Origin of the sequence: Aeromonas sp. s4, from assembly GCF_040907855.1 — a bacterium.
Lineage (GTDB): Bacteria > Pseudomonadota > Gammaproteobacteria > Enterobacterales > Aeromonadaceae > Aeromonas > Aeromonas caviae.
Window position 1 is genome coordinate 32,850 of sequence record NZ_JBFOCP010000036.1, and the last position, 19,190, is coordinate 52,039.

Here is a 19,190-nt window from a genome sequence, read left to right on the forward strand (position 1 = left end):
CCGATATTTTTGCCTGTGTCTGGAATCGTCACAACGGCGCCGGAGACGGGTGTCGGTCCGGCGCCATCCCTGGGTAGACTGCCGAAACGAGGGGCGCCGGGTCGGTGCCCCGACAGAGGGAGTGAGCGATGGCGGTTGCAGGAAAGAGGGGAGGCATGCTGGCTCTGTGGTGCGGCGCACTCCTGATGTCGGGGTGCAGTGGGTTTGCGCCTGCGCCCATTCCCGTCACCTATCTGAGTCAGGATCCGCCCCCAGGCAGGCTGCCCCTTGGGGAGACCGCCTATGTGGATGACGGTCGCTGCCCACCCGGGCAGGTCAAGCGGCTCATCGGCGGGGACGCGAAGCACAATGTGCCAAGAAAGGTGGAGTGTGTGGCAAGACCGCAATGATGATGAGATTTTCACAGCCTGAAACATCCAAGAAAGAGCCCTGAGGCAGTCGCCTTGGGGCTCTTTTCGTCTGGCTGGCCTGGTCGGTGTGATGCCGCAGCGGGCTAGAAGGCATCTCCAGGGACCCGCACCCAGCCTTCCATCAGGATGCGGGCGGAGCGGGACATCACCGCCTTGGTGACCGTCCACTGTCCCGCTACCTGCTCTGCCTGGGCTCCGACTCTCAGGGTGCCGGAGGGGTGACCAAAGCGCACCGCTTCGCGCTCGCCGCCCCCGGCGGCCAGATTGACGAGGGTGCCGGGAATGGCCGCCGCCGTGCCGATGGCCACGGCGCAGGTGCCCATCATGGCGTGGTGCAGCTTGCCCATGGAGAGGGCCCGCACCAGCAGATCGATCTCGCCGGCAATAATCTCCTTGCCGCTGGCGGTGCGGTAATCCTTGGCGGGTGCGACGAAGGCAATTTTCGGGGTGTGCTGGCGAGTAGCCGCCTCTTCGGGGCGCTTGATGAGCCCCATGCGCAGGGCACCGGCAACCCGGATCGCCTCGAAACGGGCGAGCGCTTGCGGATCTGTGTTGATCGCCTCGCGCAGCTCGGTGCCCTCATAACCGATGTCCTCGGCGTTGACGAACACCGTGGGGATGCCGGCGCTGATCAGGGTGGCTTTCAGTACGCCGCTCTTTACAACAGACGCGGGTACCTCCAGATCGTCCACCAGATTGCCGGTGGGAAAGAGGGCGCCGCCGTCTTCACCCTCGTCGGACGGGTCGAGAAACTCCAGCACGATCTCGGCGGCGGGGAAGGTCACCCCGTCCAGCTCGAAATCGCCTGTCTCCTGCACCTGACCGCCCGTCACCGGCACGTGGGCGAGGATGGTCTTGCCGATATTGGCCTGCCAGATCCGCACCTCGCAGGTGCCGTGCTCCGGGATGCGGGACGGGTCCACCAGGCCGGCGTGGATGGCGAAGGCCCCGGCGCCGGTGGAGAGGTTGCCGCAGTTGCCGCTCCAGTCCACGAATGCCTTGTCGATGGCGACCTGGCCGTAGAGGTAGTCCACATCGTGATCGGGTTGCTGGCTTTTGGAGAGGATCACGCACTTGGCTGTGGAGGAGGTGGCCCCCCCCATGCCGTCCATGTGGGCGCCGTAGGGGTCGGGGCTGCCGATGACCCGCAGGAAGAAGGCATCCCGTGCCGGGCCCGGCTGCTGGCAGCGCTCGGGCAGGTCAGATAAGCGAAAGAAGACCCCCTTGCTGGTGCCGCCGCGAAGGTAGGTGGCCGGGATTTTTACTTGTGGTATGTGGGCCATAGAGAGTGTCCTGAAAAGAGTCATAGATCCTGCTCCCTCTGGGAGAAGGTACCCGAAGGGCGGATGAGGAGACTTTCCCCTCATCCCAACCCTCTCCCAAAGAGAGAGGGTGCCTTATGCCTCCCCCTTTTTCAAAGGGGTGGAGCGGGTTGCGATTTAGCTCACGGCCTTTTGCGCGGTCGACGCCAGGAAGTCCTGGGCGAAGCGTTGCAGCACGCCGCCCGCCTCATAGACCGAGACCTCCTCGGCGGTGTCGAGGCGGCAGGTCATGGGCACCTGGATCACTTCGCCGCTGCGACGGCGGATCACCAGAGTGAGATCGGTGCGCGGCTGGCGTGCTCCCACCACGTCATAGGTCTCGGTGCCATCGAGGCCCAGCGTGAGGCGGGTGGTGCCCGGTTTGAACTCGAGCGGCAGCACCCCCATGCCGATGAGGTTGGTGCGGTGAATGCGCTCGAAGCCTTCCGCCGCGATCACCTCCACCCCTGCAAGGCGTACCCCCTTGGCCGCCCAGTCCCGGGACGAGCCCTGACCGTAGTCGGCACCGGCGACGATGATGAGCGGCTGCTTGCGCGCCATGTAGGTCTCGATGGCTTCCCACATCCGCATCACTTTGCCATCCGGCTCGACGCGGGCGAGGGACCCCTTCTGCACCACGCCGTTCACCACCGCCATCTCGTTGACCAGCTGGGGGTTGGCGAAGGTGGCGCGCTGGGCGGTCAGATGATCGCCGCGGTGGGTGGCGTAGGAGTTGAAGTCCTCCTCCGGCAGGCCCATCTTCGCCAGGTATTCCCCCGCCGCGCTGCCGGGCAGGATGGCGTTGGAAGGGGAGAGGTGGTCTGTGGTGATGTTGTCCGGCAACAGCGCCAGTGGCCGCATGCCGCGCAGGGTGCGCTCGCCCGCCAGTGCCCCCTCCCAGTAAGGCGGGCGACGGATATAGGTGCTTTGCGCACGCCAGTCGTACAGGGGCGTAACCTTGGGACCCTGATCCTCTTCCTGGGTGAACATGGGGATATAGACCTGGCGGAACTGGGACGGCTTGACCGACGCCTTGACCACGGCGTCGATCTCTTCATCAGACGGCCAGATATCCTTGAGGCGAATTTCCTTGCCGTCCACCACCCCCAGCACATCTTTTTCAATGTCGAAGCGGATGGTGCCGGCGATGGCGTAGGCCACCACCAAGGGCGGGGAGGCGAGAAACGCCTGCTTGGCATAAGGGTGGATGCGGCCATCGAAGTTACGGTTGCCCGAGAGCACCGCCGTGGCGTAGAGATCCCGGTCGATGATCTCCTGCTGGATGGCGGGATCCAGGGCACCGGACATGCCGTTGCAGGTGGTGCAGGCGAAGGCCACCACGCCGAAGCCGAGCCGCTCAAGTTCCTCGTCCAGTCCCGCCTCTTTCAAGTAGAGGGCGACTGTCTTGGATCCGGGGGCCAGGGACGACTTGACCCAGGGCTTGCGCACCAGACCGAGTTTGTTGGCATTGCGGGCCAGGAGGCCTGCGGCAATCACGTTGCGCGGGTTGCTGGTGTTGGTGCAACTGGTAATGGCGGCGATGATGACGGCGCCATCGGGCAAGAGGCCGTCCGCCTCCTGGGCACGAGCCTTGTCCAAATCCACGGCGATTCCGCGCTCCGCCAGGGCGGAGATCGGCAGGCGACGGTGGGGATTGGAGGGGCCAGCCAGGGTGCGCACCACGGTGGACAAGTCAAAGTGCAGCACCCGCTCGTACTGGGCGCTCGCCAGGGCATCGGCCCAGAGGCCGGCCTCCCTGGCGTAGGTCTCCACCAGTTTCACCTGGTCGTCGTCACGGCCGGTGAGCCGCAAATAGTCGAGGGTCTGCTGGTCGATGAAGAACATGGCCGCGGTGGCGCCGTATTCCGGCGCCATGTTGGAGATGGTGGCGCGATCCCCCAGGGTCAGTGCGGCGGCCCCCTCGCCACGAAACTCCAGGTAGGCGCCGACCACCTTCTGCTGGCGCAGGAATTCGGTGAGCGACAGCACCAGATCGGTGGCGGTGATGCCGGGTTGCGGCTTGCCGGAGAGCTCCACGCCGACGATCGAAGGCAGCCGCATCCAGGAGGCGCGCCCCAGCATGACGTTCTCGGCCTCTAACCCACCCACACCCACCGCGATGACACCGAGGGCATCCACGTGGGGGGTGTGGCTGTCGGTGCCGACGCAGGTGTCCGGGTAGGCGAGGCCGCGATCGGCGTGGATGACAGGGGACATCTTCTCCAGGTTGATCTGGTGCATGATGCCGTTGCCTGGCGGGATCACCTCGATGTTCTTGAACGCCTGCTTGGTCCAGTTGATGAAGTGGAAGCGATCCTCGTTGCGGCGATCCTCGATGGCGCGGTTCTTCTCGAACGCATCGGGGTCGAAGCCGCCGCACTCCACGGCGAGGGAATGGTCGACGATGAGCTGCACCGGCACCACAGGATTCACCTGGGCGGGATCTCCCCCCTGCTCGGCGATGGCGTCGCGAAGGCCCGCCAGATCCACCAGGGCGGTCTGCCCCAGGATGTCGTGGCAGACCACCCGGGCCGGGAACCAGGGAAAGTCGCGATCGCGCTTGCCATGGACTATCTGGCCGAGGCACTCGCCGAGGATGGTCGGATCGCATTTGCGAACCAGGTTCTCGGCGTGGACGCGGGCGGTGTAGGAGAGCCTGTCCCAGGCGCCGGGGGCGATGGCGTTCACCGCCTCCCGGGCGTCGAAGTAGTCAAGCTGTGTGCCGAGCAGGGGCTTGCGATATTGCGTGTTGATCATCACTTGCGCTCCTTGAGCGGCACGAACCTGAGATCCTCCGGGCCGACGTAGTTGGCGCTCGGGCGGATGATCTTGCCGTCGATGCGCTGCTCGATGACATGGGCCGACCAGCCTGAGGTGCGGGCGATGACGAACAGCGGGGTGAACATGGCGGTGGGCACCCCCATCATGTGGTAGCTGACGGCACTGAACCAGTCGAGGTTCGGGAACATCTTCTTGACTTCCCACATGGTGGATTCCAGCCGCTCGGCGATGTCGAACATCTTGGTGTTGTGCTGCTCCTGGCTGAGCTCGCGCGCCACCTCCTTGATCACCTTGTTGCGCGGATCGGAGACGGTGTAGACCGGGTGGCCGAAGCCGATGACCACTTCTTTTTTCTCGACCCGGGCGCGAATGTCGGCCTCCGCCTCGTCCGGGTTCTCGTAGCGCTTCTGGATCTCGAAGGCCACCTCGTTGGCGCCCCCGTGCTTGGGCCCGCGCAGGGCACCGATGGCTCCCGTGATGCAGGAGTACATGTCCGAGCCGGTGCCGGCGATGACGCGGCCGGTGAAGGTGGAGGCGTTGAACTCGTGCTCGGCGTAGAGGATGAGAGAGGTGTGCATGGCGCGAACCCAGGAGTCGCGTGGCTTGTGCCCGTGCAGCAGGTGCAGGAAGTGGCCGCCGATGGAGTCGTCGTCGGTCTCCACATGGATGCGTTTGCCGTTGTGACTGAAGTGGTACCAGTAGAGCAACACGGAGCCGAGACAGGCCATCAGCTTGTCGGCGATGTCCCGGGCGCCCGGGTGGTTGTGATCGTCCTTCTCCGGCGACAGGCACCCCAGCACGGAGACGGCGGTGCGCATCACGTCCATGGGGTGGGCGGAGGGAGGCAACTGCTCCAGGGCGGTCCTGACCCCGGTGGGCAGGCCGCGCAGGGCCTTGAGCTTGGCCTTGTAGGCGGCGAGCTCCGCCACATTGGGTAGGTGGCCGTGCACCAGCAGGTGGGCTATCTCTTCAAACTCGCAGCTGGTGGCTACGTCCAGGATGTCGTAGCCACGGTAGTGCAGATCGTTGCCGCTGAGGCCCACGGTGCACAGGGCGGTATTGCCGGCGGCGGTGCCGGAAAGGGCGACGGATTTCTTCGGCTTGAAGCCGGTGGTTTCGGGCAGGGCGCTCATCACATGTTTCCTCATTCAGTCCGTTGATGCGCCAGCCGCCAGCATAAGGCGGCCGGTCGCCGTCTTATTCCTTGGTCGAAAGATCCTGGGTGAACAGCCTGTCCAGGGTCTGCTCGTAGTGGTGGTAACCGAGAAAATCGTAGAGGGACTCCCGGGTCTGCATGGTGTCGACCACGGCGCGCTGGTGGCCGTCGCGGCGAAGCGTCTGATAGACGTTGAGGGCGGCCTGGTTGGCGGCGCGGGCGGCGCTCAGGGGGTAGAGCACCATGTCCACGCCATGCAAGGCGAGCGCCTCCTTGTCAAACAGCTCGGTCTTGCCGAACTCGGTCATGTTGGCGAGGATCGGCACCCCGGCCGCCTGCTTGAAGCGGTCGTACTGATCCAGCTCGGTGACCGCCTCGGCGAAGATCATGTCGGCTCCGGCCTCCACATAGGCGGCGGCCCGCTCCAGGGCCGAGCCCAGTCCTTCCACCGCCAGGGCGTCGGTGCGGGCCATGATGACGAAGTGCTCGTCCTGGCGGGCATCCACCGCGGCCTTGATCCTGTCCACCATCTCCGAGACCGTGACCACCGCCTTGTTCGGCCTGTGGCCGCAACGCTTCTGGGCCACCTGATCTTCCATGTGGACGGCGGCCACACCGCCGCGCTCGAAGGCGCGGATGGTGCGGGCGATGTTGAAGGCGCCCCCCCAGCCGGTGTCGATGTCCACCAAGAGTGGCACCTGGGTGGCAGCCGTGATGCGTTCGGCATCGATGAGCACGTCATTCATGGAAGTCATGCCGAGGTCCGGCAGGCCATAGGAGGCGTTCGCTACCCCGGCGCCGGAGAGATAGAGGGCCTGGAAGCCGCTGCGCTCTGCCATCAGCGCCATGTAGGCATTGATGGTGCCGACAATCTGCAGGGGCTTTTCGTTGGCCAGGGCCGTGCGAAAACGCTTGCCGGCCGAGGGGGAGAGGTTGGACATGGTGACTCCTTTCATGGGGTGCGTGTCTGCTGGATGTGTAGGGTGAACGGTATCATCTCACACTACGTTTACGTTAACGTCAATTATGCTTAGGTCCAAGGTCGTATCAAGTGTGCTCTCCCCTGACGGACCCCTGGCAACGCCAGCACCACAGACTCGTTGGAACCATTTTTTGGTGTGATGCATCGTGTGGGAGAGCGGTGAACCTGGGAAAATGCCGAGTGTTTTTTGGCCAAACCTGGGCTTTTGGGGTCAAAATCTTGCGCGGCGTCAAACAGGATGCAAATTGTGTCTCAGCCATCCTCCCCGACTGGGTCTCTGCGTTGCTTGCCCGTAGGCGTTTGGCTACGCTCAGTGGGTGATCAAACAAGGGGTGTGCGCCATGAAGAAAAGCCAGGTTCATCTCATCGACGAAGAGGTGGATTTTCCTGCCAATGAACAGCTGGTCTCCACTACGGACCTGCAGGGTGTGATCACCTACGCCAATGATCACTTCTGCCGGGTAGCGGGGTACAGCCGGGCTGAGCTCATCGGCCAGCACCACAACATGGTTCGCCACCCGGACATGCCCAAGGCTGCCTTTGCTGACCTCTGGGGCAAGCTCAAGCAGGGCAAACCCTGGCGCGGCATGGTGAAAAACCGCTGCAAGGATGGGCGTTACTATTGGGTGGATGCCTATGTCACCCCTATCTTCGAGCAGGGGCGGATCAATGGCTACCAGTCGGTCCGCAGTCGCGCCGCGCCGGAGATGAAAGCCGTGGCCGGGCGCACCTATGCCAGATTGAAGAGCGTGGAGCGGGGGGAGCGAAAGGGCGGATTGAGCCTGCGCCCGATGCGCCACGGGCTGGCCATCATCGGTGTCTTGCTGATGCTGGCAGGGGGGGCCTATCTGATGGGGCCCTGGGGGCCGTTGTTCACCCTGTTGCCTCTCTTGTGGCTGGCCCTGATCTATCGTGACACCCTCATCACTACCCCCCGTTATCTGCGACAGCTCGCGGACGAATATGACAGCCTGACCCGGCTCATCTATTCGGGGGAGGATGCCAGTGCCATTGCAGACTTCCACATCAAGCTGTTGCAGGCCAGGATCCGCACCGTCCTTGGACGAGTGGACGATGCGACCCTCTCCCTGCAGGATCTCGCGGTGCATCTGAAAACAGCCTCCAGCGAGGCGAGCGCCGACATCGCCGAACAGGATATCCAGACCCAGCAGGTGGCGACGGCCATCACCGAGATGGCGGCGACAGCCCACGAGATTGCCCGCAATATCCTGGAGACGGACAACCAGATAGCCCAGGCCAAGGCGCACTGCCAACACACCGATCAGCAGCTGGAAGATACCCAGCACAGGGTGACGGAGCTGGCCACCCAGGCAGAGCATGCCTTCACGGCCGCCGTGGCACTGGCGGAGGAGTCGGACCGCATCGGTGTGCTGATGAGCGAGATCCAGGGCATTGCGGATCAGACCAATCTGCTGGCGCTCAACGCCGCCATCGAGGCGGCGCGGGCAGGGGAGCAGGGGCGAGGCTTTGCGGTGGTGGCGGACGAGGTGCGAACCCTCTCCACGCGCACCCACAAGGCGACCGAGCAGATCCAGAGCAGCATAGGCCAGATCCAGCGTACCCTGAACGGCTGGAAGGGAATGATGCAGCAGAACCTGCAACAGACCCAATCCTGCGTGACCCTGACCCGCCAGGGATCAGAGAGCCTGCATCAGGTGCTGGCGGAAATAGAACGGGTGGTGGACCTCTCGGCCCAGATCTCGACGGCGGCAGAGGAGCAGCAGGCGGTGGTGGAGGACATCAGCCGCAACGTCAACGCCATCTCCCAGCACTCCCACACCAACAGCAACAAGATGCAGGACATGGACGCTTCGAGCGACATCCTGCTCACCAAGGCTCGCCAGCTCAAATCCCTGGGGCAGACCTTCGGGTAAGAGCGGTCAGACTCATGCAATGCAGGAAGGCCACCCCTGGGGTGGCCTTCCTGTTTATTGGTTTCATGGGGGTATCGGCTCTGTGTGCCGGGAGATGAACCAGTCAGCCGGACTGCTCCGCCAGCGTGATGACGCGGCCACCTTTGTCACAATACATGGCCCTGTCGGCCTGAATGAGCCACTGCTCCGGGCTCCAGTCATGCTGGTAGTGGCTGACGCCGATGCTGATGCCCACCTGCATCGGCTGGTCATTGACCACGAAGGGGGCCTGCATGGCCTGGCGGATCACGGCGGTGACCTCCTCTGCCTGACGGATATCGTAGCCCGGCAGCAGCAGGATGAACTCGTCCCCCGCCAAGCGGGCAAAATAGCACTGGTGGCCGATGGCGTCGTGGATCCGTCGGGCCAGCTGGCAGAGGATGGCATCCCCCTGGCTGTGGCCGAAGTTGTCGTTGATGCGCTTGAAGTCATTGAGATCGCAAAACAGCAGGCAGCCCGGATTGTCGCTTTGCACCTGGTGTTTCAACTGCTCCATCAGGCTCAGGCGATTGGGCAGCCCGGTAAGGGGATCGAGGCGGGCCAGTTGCAGTATCTCCTGCTCTCGCTGCTTGCGCAGGGCCACTTCCTGGTTGAGCCGCTTGTTGCTCATCAGAAGATAGAGGGAGAGCAGCAGGATGAGACCACCAACACCCAGGCTCAGCAGGAACCATGGACGCCAGAAGCTCCACTGTTCTGAGGGAACCTGATAGAGAAAACGGGTCAGGGAGACCGGTTTGGCAAGGAGGCCTATCTCGACCAGCTGCTGCATGATGTGAGCGAAGCGATCCGGATTCATATACCCGATCTCCACATAGAGCGGCTGGATCATCTCCTTGCTCATCTGCAACTCGTATTCCATGTGGGCCTGGCTGCGGTTGACGCCATACTCCGTGCGCAGCAGGGCGATGGCTTCCTCGGGGTGGGTGAGGGCATAGCGCCATCCCTTGAGGCTGGCTGCACGAAAACGTGCCACCCGCTCCGGATTGAGCCGCTCCTGTGCCTGGGTGGTGAAGAGAATGTCGCTGTAGAAATCGATGCCGTAGTTGCGAGGGTTGATGACGGACACCGAGATGCCGCGCTCTTCCAGATAGAAGGGCTCATTGCTCAGATAGGCGTTGAAGATGTCTATCCGGCCGGCGATCAGATCGTCGATGTTGACCGAAGTGGGTACCGGGATGAGCTGGCGCTCGTGAAGTCCCTGATAGTAGAGGGTGGCCAGCAGTTCGGCATCCTGATGACCCGGAAACATCATGATCCGTTTGCCACGCATGTCCGCAACGGTGAGAATGCCGCTGTCGCGGCGTGCCAGGAAGATGGAGGGAGAGTGCTGGTAGACGCTGGCCAGCGCCAGCAGCGGCTTGCCCTGGGCGTAGTGGGTCAGCACCTCGGTGTTGCCGACGCCAAAGTCGGCGCGTCCGGCCAGCACCTCCTGAACCGGACTTATTCCCTTGCCACCTGGCCTTATCTCGACATCCAGACCGGCGTCGGCGTAATACCCCTTGGCCTTGGCCATGTGATAGCCCACAAACTGGGGCTGATGCAGCCAGCGCAACTGCAATACCACCTTCTCCGGCAGATCACGTGTCCGTTCACTGGCCTGGAGGGGCGAGAAGCAAGTGATGCCAAGCAACAACAGCCAAAACAGGCATTTTTTCATTCGTGCGATTCTTGTGCTGAGGGTCCATGAAGATGGCCTGCAGGCCTGCATTCAAGTTGTTAACAAGTAACATTCTAAAGGGTTATACATGTACCGGATACAATTGCAGCACAAAGATTTCATGGTGATCAACAAGCGTCCGGGCATTGGCATGCACGATGATGCGGGCGAGCCGGGTCTCGTCAATCGGGTCAGAATGGATACCGGTCTTGACCTCTATCCGGTCCATCGACTGGACAAGATGACCTCTGGGCTGGTGCTGCTGGCCCGCACCGCCGAAGCGAATCGCGCCCTCAGCATGGCTTTCGCGGCGCGGGAAGTGAGCAAGCAGTATCTGGCACTCTCCGATCGCAAGCCGAAGAAGAAGCAGGGCTGGGTGAAGGGTGACATGGAGAAAGGGCGAGGCGGCAGCTGGATGCTGAGCCGCACCCAGGATAACCCGGCCATCAGCTGGTTCGACTCCGTTTCGGTGCGCGAGGGGCTGCGCCTTTATCGCATCAAGCCCCGGACCGGCAAGACCCACCAGATCCGGGTGGCCTTGAAGAGCGTGGGAGCCCCCATCCTCGGAGATGAGCGTTACGGCGGCACGGCGGCGGATCGCGGTTATCTGCACGCCTGGCGCCTCGCCTTCACCCTGGCAGGTGAGAGCTTCGATCTCGTCTGTCCGCCCGATGAGGGGGCGCTGTTCCTCCTGCCCGAGTTGCATGCCGCCATCGCAGAGATCACCGAATGAGCGCAGCAACCGCGAGAGTCCCAGCCCGCGGCTGGATCCTGGCCGACTTCGATGACACCCTGGCGCCGGATGACAGCCATGCGGGGTTGCTGCGTTTCATCTTGCGCCGCCGTATCTGGCCGCTGCTGCTGTGGCCACTGATGGCGTTCGGTGCCGTGAACTATCTGCTGCCAGGTCAGCGCAGTCGCGGCATTGCACTCATCTGGTGGGCCATCACCCTCGGGCTATCCCCCCTGGCCTGGCGCGCCCTGGTACGGCAGTACAGCCTGACCCGGCCCGGTCTGTATCGGGAGGCGCGAGCCCTCCTGACGGGGGAGGGGCACCGCTGCTGGGTCATCTCCGCCAGTCCCCGCGCCCTGGTCCGTGCCCAGCTCCATCGTCAACTGCCAAGGCTCCCTCACCGCATCATCGGCTCGCGGATGGGTTACCGTTTCGGCGGCCTGGTGCCGCGCTTCTATTGCCATGGCAGGCACAAGCTGCTGCCCGAGCTCCTGACCCTGGAGGCCGCACTCACCCTGAGTGACAGCCTGCACGATCTGCCCCTGCTGGCGTTGGGGGAGCAGGCCTGGCTCATCAACCCGCAAAGGACTCGATTGCTAAAGGCGAGGGCGGTGCTGCCCCATATCGAACCCCGTTATTGGTCGCTGTAAGGCAAAGCTGACAGCCTTGCGGGACGCTAACGAGCGCAGTGCAAGGTTGGGGCTGCTATGTCACATTTCATTTACATTTTTTGGCGCGGATCCCCGCCAAACTATCTGAACGCCGCCCCTTCTCATTCCCTGCGCTCGCCACTCTAATGAAACAAGTTATTAACAATGCCGTGCGGGCTGCCTGTCGAGCCCTTGCGGCGTGAACCGTTTCGTTATCAGTTCATCGCAAGGAGCGCATCATGACCACCCCCTCTTCCCGTACTCACACCATCAACCCCCTTGGCACCGACGGGTTTGAGTTCGTCGAGTACACGGCGCCGGATCTCAAGGGCATTGCGGCCCTCAAGGCGCTGTTCGTCTCACTGGGCTTTGCCGAAGTGGCCAAGCACAGGCACAAGCAGTGCTGGCTCTATCGCCAGGGAGACATCAACTTCGTGGTCAATGCCGAGCCCCACTCCCAGGCGGAGGAGTTTGCCCGGGCCCATGGTCCGAGCGTGTGCGGCATGGCGTTTCGGGTGAGCGATGCCGGCCGTGCCCAGCAGTACGCCATTGGCCAGGGGGCCAAGCCGTTTGTGGGCAAAATCGGCCCCATGGAACTCAACATCCCCGCCATCTACGGCATCGGCGAGAGTACCCTCTCCTTTGTCGATCGCTATGGCGAGCGGGGCTCCATCTATGACGTGGACTTTATCTTCTACCCCGACTGGCAGGCCCGCATGGCCGAGGTGGACGCAGGGCTCTATGAGATCGACCACCTGACCCACAACGTCCACCGCGGCAATATGAACCTCTGGTCGAATTTCTACGAGCGGATCGGCAACTTCCGGGAAATCCGCTACTTCGACATCGAGGGCAAGCTGACAGGACTGCACTCGCGCGCCATGACGGCCCCTTGCGGCAAAATTCGCATCCCCATCAACGAGTCGGCGGACGACAAGTCCCAGATAGAGGAGTACCTGCGCCAGTACAAGGGGGAGGGGATCCAGCACATCGCGCTCGCCTCTGCCGACATCTATCACACCATCCGCACGCTCAGAGGGCGGGGAACCGGCTTCATGCCGACGCCGGACACCTACTACGAGAAGGTGGACAGCCGGGTCGCGGGTCATCAGGAGGATCTGGCCGCGCTGAAGACGCTGCGCATCCTCATCGACGGCTCGCCGACGAAGGACGGCATCCTGCTGCAGATCTTCACCGACACCGTCATCGGTCCCGTGTTCTTCGAGATCATCCAGCGCAAGGGCAACGAGGGCTTTGGTGAGGGCAACTTCCAGGCATTGTTCGAATCCATCGAGCTGGATCAGATCCGCCGTGGCGTGCTGGACGGATCCACGCAAGGGGAGGTGAACAGTGCCGCGCAGGGCCAGAAAAACGGAGAACCGAGCGATGCGTAACTGGATAAGCTTCCCCCATCGGGAGGGAACCCACTCCCGCCAGGCCCATGCCGATCTGCCGGAGCAGGCCATCTATGAGCGCGAGCTGGGGCGCTTGGGCTTCTTCGGTCCGGCCACCCACATGCACCACAAGCACGCTCCCACCGACTGGGTCAACTGGGAAGGGCCGCTTCGGCCACGGGCGTTTGACTTGAACGATCTGCAGGAGGAGGTGAGCTCCCTCTCCCCCTGGGTGATGCCGGATCTGCTCAGCAACCCCCACTGCCGCTACCGCATCTGGCGCCTGAGCGAGAGGATGCCGTTTCTGGTGCGCAACGCCGATGGCGACGAGCTCCTGTTCATTCACGAGGGGGGAGGCGACTTCTTCTGCGACTACGGCCATCTGACCCTGCGGGAGGGGGACTACGTGGTGATCCCCCGTGGCACCATGTGGCGCATCGAGCCCACCGCACCCCTCTTCATCCTGATGATCGAGGCGACGGAAGACAGTTATCAGCTGCCGGACAAGGGACTGGTGGGCAATCACGCCATCTTCGATCCGGCGGCCCTGGACGTGCCCGCCATCAACGAGCGCTTCCTAGCCCAGCAGGATGAAAACCCCTGGTCGCTGCAGATCAAGCGCCACGATCAGGTCTCGGTCGTCACCTGGCCGTTCAACCCGCTGGATGCACAAGGGTGGCACGGGGACTTGTGCGTGGTGCGCCTCAACTGGCGGGATATCCGCCCGCTGATGAGCCACCGCTACCACCTGCCTCCCTCGGCCCACTCCACCTTCGTTGCGAGCCGGTTCGTGGTCTGCACCTTCGTGCCGCGTCCCATCGAGAGCGACCCAGGCGCCCTGCGGGTGCCCTTCTACCACAGCAACGACGACTTCGACGAAGTGCTCTTCTACCACGCCGGGGACTTCTTCAGCCGGGACAACATCAAGCGGGGCATGGTCACCTTCCACCCTGCCGGCTTCACCCATGGTCCCCATCCCAAGGCCTTTGCGGCGGGGTTGGCCCATGCCAAGACCTTCACCGACGAGGTGGCGGTGATGCTCGACACCCGGGATGCCCTGGCCGTCGGCCCGATCTGCGAAGGGGTCGAACACCCCGGTTATGTCACCAGCTGGCAGCGTCCAGAGACGCTCGGCAAATAAGGAATTCGATATGAAACTGGCAACCCTGAACAATGGCAAGCGCGACGGCGCCCTGGTGGTGGTGAGCCGCGATCTGGCGCGCGCCGTCCACGTGACGACCATTGCCCCGACCCTGCAGTCGGCCCTCGATCAGTGGGGCGAAGTGGCGCCGCAATTGGCGAAGGTTTATCAGCGACTCAACGAGGGCGCCTGCCCCGACGCCTTCCCCTTCGATGAGGAGGCCTGTCTCTCCCCGCTGCCTCGCGCCTACCAGTGGATTGACGGCAGTGCCTACGTCAATCACGTGGAGCTGGTGCGCAAGGCGCGCGGCGCCGACATGCCAGCAAGCTTCTGGCACGATCCCCTGATGTATCAGGGAGGCTCTGACAGCTTCCTGCCGCCCCGTGGCCCAATCGTGATGGGCTCCGAGGAGTGGGGGATCGACTTCGAGTCGGAAGTCGCCGTCATCACCGACGACGTGCCCATGGGTACCCGTTCGCAGGGGGCGGCGAGCCACATCAAGCTCTTGATGCTGGTCAACGACGTGAGCCTGCGCAACCTCATTCCCGGGGAGCTTGCCAAGGGCTTTGGCTTCTTCCAGTCCAAGCCCTCCAGCAGCTTCTCGCCGGTGGCCATCACCCCGGACGAGCTGGGGGATGACTGGCGCGATGGCAAGGTCCACCTGCCCCTGGTGACCCACCTCAACGGCGCCCTGTTCGGGCAGCCCGACGCCGGGGTGGACATGACCTTCAACTTTGATGAGCTGATTGCCCATGCCGCCAAGACAAGGCCGCTCGGGGCGGGCTGCATCATCGGCTCGGGCACCGTCTCCAACTACGACAGAAGCCGGGGATCCTCCTGCCTTGCCGAGCGGCGGATGCTGGAAATTATCGAGTCAGGTCAAGCCACTACACCCTTTCTGCGCTTTGGTGATACAGTGTCCATCGCGATGCAGGATCGCAACGGGATGAGTCTGTTTGGCACCATTTTGCAGCGGGTCACGCAAGCAACGGCCGAGCGGGCGAGCTAGGAGAGCCCGACCCCTGGAGGGGCGGGCGACACGGCAGGTGGCAGACACCTGCCACCACAGGGACACACTATGCTGCAGTTGTTTGGATATTGGCGCTCATCGGCCAGCTTTCGCGTGCGTTTGGTACTGCAACTCAAGGGGCTCGATTATGAGCAGCACCCGGTCAACTTGCGGCAGGGTGAGCAGAAGGAGAAGGCCTACCGCCGGGTCAATCCCCAGGGGCTGGTGCCGTTTCTCGTGGACGATGACGTGCATCTGGGTCAGTCGGTGGCCATCATGGAGTACCTCGACGAGACCTATCCCGCCTACCCCCTGATGCCCTCCGCCCCCATCGAACGTGCCCGGGTGCGCCAGATAGTCAACATGATCGCCTGTGACACCCACCCCCTCAACAACCTGCGCGTGCTGCACTACCTGGAGCAGGAGTTGGGGCAGAGCAAGATGGCGCGGGATGCATGGTATCGCCACTGGATAGACGAGACCTTCACCGCGCTGGAACAGCTTCTCATGACCACCGCCGGCATCTATTGCGTGGGCAACGAGGTCACCCTGGCGGACTGCATGCTGGTGCCCCAGGTCTACAACGCCCGCCGTTTCGACATGACCCTGGATGACTACCCCACCATTGCGCGCATCGTCGCCAACTGCGAGCAGTTGCAGGCCTTTATCAAGGCCGCCCCCGCCAATCAGCCGGATGCCCAGCCCTGAAGCTGTGCAGACCGGGCCAGCGCGTTGGCCCGGTCTGCCGTTTCTTTCCTTGCCCGGGTTATCTTGCTCGCCTCAGGGCGTGCCATTGGCCCCATAGCGTCGAAACCCCGGCCGCTCTTTCAGTCGCTGGTAGTAGTCGTCCACGGCGGGTAGCGACGGGCGATCATAGGGCGTCTCCAGCCAGCGGTTGACTGACAGCCCGATGGGAATGTCTGCCAGCGAGAAGTGCGGACCGGCCACATATCCTCCGGTTGTTTGAAGCTGTCTCTCCAGGATCTCCATGCAGTGAGACCACTGCAGGCAAGCTGCGTGAAGGGCCTGATGGTCTTGATGCTGGGGGGAGCGCCTCACCAGCGACAGGAAGGCGTAGCGCCAGGCGGTGTTCAAGTCCGATGCCTGCCAGTCAATCCATTGATCGACCCGAGCCCTGGCTCTCGCCTCGGCGGGATAGAGTGCATTGGCACCATGGCGCGTCGCCAGGTAGCGGATGATGGTGTTCGACTCCCACAGCGTAAAATCCTCATCCTGAATGACGGGCACCATGGCATTGGGGTTGAGCGCCAGAAACGCCGGGGTGTCCGTGGGTTTGAAGCCGGATCCCCACTCCTCCAGCTCGAAGGGGAGGGCCAGTTCGGCGCAGGTCCACAGTACCTTGCGCACATTGATTGACGACGCCTTGCCCAGTATTCGCAACATCTTTTTCGTCCTTGTCCGGGGTGATGGATGGCCTGTTTGTCGCAGACATGCCACTTCCCTGTTTGCGTAGCCATCAGTGCCCTGCACTGTCACTGACCGTGCGGGGCTCTGTTTTATTGACTGGCGAGTCAGCCGTGGGTGGTCCTGGGCTGGAAATAGGCGATAAATTTGCCGAGTTTCTCCCCGTCGTAACTCTTCCCCTTCTCCAGCAGCCCGGTGTTGAAGGACTCGAGCAGCCTGCCTTTGGCATCCAGCACGTAGAAGTGGGGGACCCCCAGATACTCGGGATAGGCTTTCAGGAAGGATTCATTCTTGTTCTGCTCGCTGACGTTCACCTTGACCACCACGAAGGTGCGGTTGAGCTGGCCGGCGAGATCGGGTTCCCGGTCCAGAAAGCGGTTCATCTCCTGGCACCAACTGCACCATTCGCCCCCCACCAGCAACAGGACTTTCTTGCCCTCGGCACTGGCCTTGGCGGTAGCGGCGGCGAGATCGCGGGCCGGATCCCGCGTCTCGTCATAACCCTGGCTGTAATCGGGCAGGCTCTGACTCCAGAGGTGGTCGCCCGCGCAGGCGGCGCCATTGAAAAGGAGGGTGCCCAGTATCAGGGGCAGTAACAGTCGTTTCATGGTCTCTTCCTTGTGTCGTTATCTTTGCTTCCAGGCGCAGACAATGTGACACGAGGCGTTTCCTGCGCCAAGCCGCAAACAGGGAAGGGGAAGGCAAAAAGCGGCAATGGAATGGCAGAAAACAACAAAGCCCCTCGAGAGGGGCTTTGTATTCAGGTCAGGGGCGATCAGTAACCCTGCTGGTGGACGTCCATCACGGCGCGACCGGAGGGGTCGGCCATCTCCTTGAACTTGGCATCCCATTCGAGCGCGGTCGGGGTGGAGCAGGCGACCGACTTGCCGTAGGGCACAGTGCGGGCGGCGGACTCCAGCGGGAAGTGCTCGTCGAAGATGGCGCGGTAGTAGTACGCCTCCTTGGTGAGCGGGGTATTGACGGGGAAGCGGAAGGCCGCTGCCTCGAACATCTGATCCGTCACCTCTTCCTCGACCATGGCTTTGAGGCTATCAATCCAGGAGTAGCCCACACCGTCGGAGAACTGCTCCTTCTGACGCCACGCCACTTCGTGGGGCAGCAGATCCTCGAAGGCTTCGCGCAGGATGTGCTTCTCGATCTTGCCCTTGCCGCACATCTTGTCGGCGGGATTGAGGCGCATCGCCACGTCCATGAACTCCTTGTCGAGGAAGGGCACGCGGCCTTCCACGCCCCAGGCGGCCATGGACTTGTTGGCGCGCAGGCAGTCATAGAGGTGCAGGGAGGCGAGCTTGCGCACGTTCTCCTCGTGGAACTCACGGGCGTTGGGGGCCTTGTGGAAGTAGAGGTAGCCGCCGAACAGCTCGTCGGAGCCCTCTCCCGACAGCACCATCTTGATGCCCATCGCCTTGATGTAGCGGGCCATCAGATACATGGGCGTAGAGGCGCGGATGGTGGTGACGTCATAGGTCTCGAGGTGATAGATGACGTCCCGCAGGGCATCCAGTCCTTCCTGCACGGTGAAGTGGATCTGGTGGTGGATGGTGCCGAGGTGATCGGCCACCTTGCGGGCGGCAGCGAGATCCGGCGACCCTTCCAGGCCGACGGCGAAGGAGTGCAGCTGGGGCCACCAGGCTTCACTCTTGCCATCGTCTTCCACCCGGCGGGCGGCATAGAGCTTGGTGATGGCGGAGATGACGGACGAATCCAGACCACCGGAGAGCAGCACGCCGTAGGGCACGTCGCACATCAGCTGGCGCTTGACCGCCGCTTCCAGGGCCGCTTTGAGCTCGGCCTTGTCGCTGACGTTGTGCTCGACCGGCGCGTATTCCATCCAGTCCCGTTTGTACCACTGTTTGAGCTCGCCATCCTTGCTCCACAGGTAGTGTCCCGGTGGGAAGGTCTCGACGCTCTTGCACACGGGCACCAGGGCCTTCATCTCGGAGGCGACGTAGAAGTTGCCGTGCTCGTCGCGGCCGGTATAGAGGGGGATGATCCCCATGTGGTCGCGACCAATCAGGTAGGCATCCTGCTCGGCGTCATAGAGGATGAAGGCGAAGATGCCGTTTAGATCGTCCAGGAACGCCGGGCCCTTCTCCTTGTAGAGGGCCAGCAGCACTTCACAGTCGGAGTGGGTCTGGAACTGGAAGTCGACCTTGAGGTTCTTCTCCAGCTCCTTGTGGTTGTAGATCTCGCCGTTGACGGCCAATACGTGCGTGCGCTCGGGGTTGTAGAGAGGCTGTGCGCCGTTGCCCGGATCGACGATGGCCAGGCGCTCGTGCACCAGGATGGCCTTGTCGGAGCTGTAGACGCCGGACCAGTCAGGCCCGCGGTGACGCAGTCGCTTGGACATCTCCAGGGCCGATTTGCGCAGGGCAGTGGCGTCGGTCTTGATGTCCAGAATGCCGAAAATAGAACACATTGGCGGTAATCCTCTTGATTTTTATATGAGCCCCCCACGTTTGGGCTCGAAATTCCATTTACATTCCTCGCCAATCACAATGCCTAGCGGAAAACCCTTTTGCAAGCGGGAAAACCGCAGAAAATCATGCCGTAAGCGTCAAGTTGCGCAGGGGATGGCGGCCGTCCGGCCGCCTGA

General features: G+C 62.9%; 16 protein-coding genes. 8 read left to right on the forward strand and 8 right to left on the reverse strand.

Annotated features, from left to right (window positions below; translation table 11 throughout):
- The first annotated feature begins 155 nt into the window (after positions 1–155).
- Complete coding sequence (locus tag AB5Y89_RS11665; RefSeq protein WP_102983837.1) at positions 156–389, forward strand: DUF6719 family protein; 234 nt, start codon at positions 156–158, stop codon at positions 387–389.
- Positions 390–493: 104 nt separating this feature from the next.
- Here the strand turns inward: AB5Y89_RS11665 and prpF are convergent, their stop codons facing one another.
- The 4 genes from prpF to prpB form a co-directional block, all read right to left on the reverse strand.
- Positions 494–1,693 carry a 2-methylaconitate cis-trans isomerase PrpF gene (gene prpF, locus AB5Y89_RS11670; protein WP_368223824.1) on the reverse strand — a complete coding sequence of 400 codons (1,200 nt, stop codon included), beginning with the start codon at positions 1,691–1,693 and terminating at the stop codon, positions 494–496.
- A gap of 156 nt (positions 1,694–1,849) precedes the next feature.
- Complete coding sequence (acnD, locus tag AB5Y89_RS11675) at positions 1,850–4,468, reverse strand: Fe/S-dependent 2-methylisocitrate dehydratase AcnD (RefSeq protein WP_368223825.1); 2,619 nt, start codon at positions 4,466–4,468, stop codon at positions 1,850–1,852.
- On the reverse strand, positions 4,468–5,625 hold the full coding sequence (gene prpC / locus AB5Y89_RS11680) for a 2-methylcitrate synthase (RefSeq protein ID WP_124244567.1): 1,158 nt from the start codon (positions 5,623–5,625) through the stop codon (positions 4,468–4,470). Before prpC ends, acnD begins: the two co-directional genes overlap by 1 nt.
- Positions 5,626–5,689: 64 nt before the next feature.
- Complete coding sequence (prpB, locus tag AB5Y89_RS11685; protein WP_160837110.1) at positions 5,690–6,589, reverse strand: methylisocitrate lyase; 900 nt, start codon at positions 6,587–6,589, stop codon at positions 5,690–5,692.
- 382 nt (positions 6,590–6,971) lie between these two features.
- On the opposite strand from prpB, the gene AB5Y89_RS11690 reads away from it, so the two are divergent.
- Positions 6,972–8,525 (forward strand): PAS domain-containing methyl-accepting chemotaxis protein, encoded by a 1,554-nt coding sequence (locus AB5Y89_RS11690; protein ID WP_113977538.1) that lies wholly within the window; start codon positions 6,972–6,974, stop codon positions 8,523–8,525.
- A gap of 103 nt (positions 8,526–8,628) precedes the next feature.
- Here the strand turns inward: AB5Y89_RS11690 and AB5Y89_RS11695 are convergent, their stop codons facing one another.
- Positions 8,629–10,221 carry a GGDEF domain-containing protein gene (locus tag AB5Y89_RS11695; RefSeq protein ID WP_010675126.1) on the reverse strand — a complete coding sequence of 531 codons (1,593 nt, stop codon included), beginning with the start codon at positions 10,219–10,221 and terminating at the stop codon, positions 8,629–8,631.
- A gap of 88 nt (positions 10,222–10,309) precedes the next feature.
- Here AB5Y89_RS11695 and AB5Y89_RS11700 point away from each other — a divergent pair, with 88 nt between their 5' ends.
- From AB5Y89_RS11700 to maiA, 6 genes are all read left to right on the forward strand, one after another.
- Complete coding sequence (locus AB5Y89_RS11700; RefSeq protein ID WP_029314720.1) at positions 10,310–10,954, forward strand: TIGR01621 family pseudouridine synthase; 645 nt, start codon at positions 10,310–10,312, stop codon at positions 10,952–10,954.
- A complete protein-coding gene (locus AB5Y89_RS11705; RefSeq protein ID WP_069651423.1) occupies positions 10,951–11,604 on the forward strand; it encodes an HAD family hydrolase in 654 nt (217 codons plus the stop codon). The genes AB5Y89_RS11700 and AB5Y89_RS11705 overlap by 4 nt, the downstream gene beginning before the upstream one ends.
- Positions 11,605–11,843: 239 nt before the next feature.
- On the forward strand, positions 11,844–12,998 hold the full coding sequence (gene hppD / locus AB5Y89_RS11710; RefSeq protein ID WP_052814552.1) for a 4-hydroxyphenylpyruvate dioxygenase: 1,155 nt from the start codon (positions 11,844–11,846) through the stop codon (positions 12,996–12,998).
- On the forward strand, positions 12,991–14,139 hold the full coding sequence (locus AB5Y89_RS11715) for a homogentisate 1,2-dioxygenase (protein ID WP_368223827.1): 1,149 nt from the start codon (positions 12,991–12,993) through the stop codon (positions 14,137–14,139). The genes hppD and AB5Y89_RS11715 overlap by 8 nt, the downstream gene beginning before the upstream one ends.
- 10 nt (positions 14,140–14,149) lie before the next feature.
- Positions 14,150–15,148: a fumarylacetoacetate hydrolase family protein gene (locus tag AB5Y89_RS11720; protein WP_336580857.1), complete on the forward strand. Its 999-nt coding sequence runs from the start codon at positions 14,150–14,152 to the stop codon at positions 15,146–15,148.
- 69 nt (positions 15,149–15,217) lie between these two features.
- Positions 15,218–15,856, forward strand: a complete 639-nt coding sequence (gene maiA / locus AB5Y89_RS11725; protein WP_010675120.1) for a maleylacetoacetate isomerase — start codon at positions 15,218–15,220, stop codon at positions 15,854–15,856.
- Between the two features lie 72 nt (positions 15,857–15,928).
- Here the strand turns inward: maiA and AB5Y89_RS11730 are convergent, their stop codons facing one another.
- The 3 genes from AB5Y89_RS11730 to asnB form a co-directional block, all read right to left on the reverse strand.
- Complete coding sequence (locus AB5Y89_RS11730) at positions 15,929–16,552, reverse strand: glutathione S-transferase family protein (RefSeq protein ID WP_139737036.1); 624 nt, start codon at positions 16,550–16,552, stop codon at positions 15,929–15,931.
- 128 nt (positions 16,553–16,680) lie between these two features.
- Entirely contained in the window at positions 16,681–17,181 is a 501-nt protein-coding gene (locus tag AB5Y89_RS11735) for a thioredoxin family protein (RefSeq protein WP_109113015.1), read from the reverse strand.
- 167 nt (positions 17,182–17,348) lie between these two features.
- The gene (gene asnB / locus AB5Y89_RS11740) at positions 17,349–19,013 is read right to left on the reverse strand and encodes an asparagine synthase B (RefSeq protein WP_010675117.1); all 1,665 of its coding nucleotides are present in this window, start codon (positions 19,011–19,013) and stop codon (positions 17,349–17,351) included.
- Positions 19,014–19,190 lie beyond the last annotated feature (177 nt).